The sequence below is a fragment of the Agromyces binzhouensis genome, from assembly GCF_004135055.1.
In the GTDB taxonomy this organism is placed as follows: Bacteria; Actinomycetota; Actinomycetes; order Actinomycetales; family Microbacteriaceae; genus Agromyces; species Agromyces binzhouensis.
Genome location: NZ_SDPL01000785.1, coordinates 1 through 645, shown reverse-complemented (window position 1 = coordinate 645; position 645 = coordinate 1). Strand labels below are relative to the sequence as shown.

General features: G+C 77.8%; 1 pseudogene. It reads right to left on the bottom strand.

The window, feature by feature from the left end:
* A pseudogene (locus ESO86_RS18220) lies at window positions 1-529 on the bottom strand (NAD(P)/FAD-dependent oxidoreductase); the annotation flags it as partial.
* Window positions 530-645 lie beyond the last annotated feature (116 nt).

Below are 645 nucleotides of genomic sequence, written 5' to 3'. Positions count from 1 at the left end.
GGCGCGGTCCGATCCGCTCGACGACGGCCCCCGTGCGCACCTCCGCTCCGGCGACGCGCGCCGCCGCCGCGAGCTGCGCGGGCAACGCGCCGATACCGGCGGCGGGCAGTCCGGGCCCGCCGAGTGCGAACATGCGCATGAGCAGGCGCACGAACGCGTCGGAGGTGTCGCCGCGGTCGTCGGCGAGGACGCCGGCGAGGAACGGTTCGAGGACCTCGGTGCGGAGCGGGCCGCGCAGGCCGAGGCGGTCCCAGGCCTCGGCGAGGGGCCGGTCGGGTCCGGCGATCACCGAGCGCGGTCGCACGATCACCGGGGCGAGCCAACGTACGACGGCGGCGAGGTCGCGGGGCGCCAGCAGCCCACTGCGGAGCGTGGCCGCCAGTGAGCCCGGATGCCGCAGCGGGTGCGCGAGCACCGCGGCATCCGCCCCCGTCGCCCTGCGAACCGCGACGCCGACCGGGAACCTCCGCAGGTCGAGGGCGTCGACGTCGACCCAGCGACGCACCGCCGGGTACGCCGGATTCAGCACCTGGAAGCCGCGGTCGAGGCGGAAGCCGTCGACCTCGTGGTGCGCTGGCGGCCGCCGACCGCGTCGGCCGCCTCGAGCACGGTGACGCCGAGGCCGGATGCGGCGACGCGGGCCGC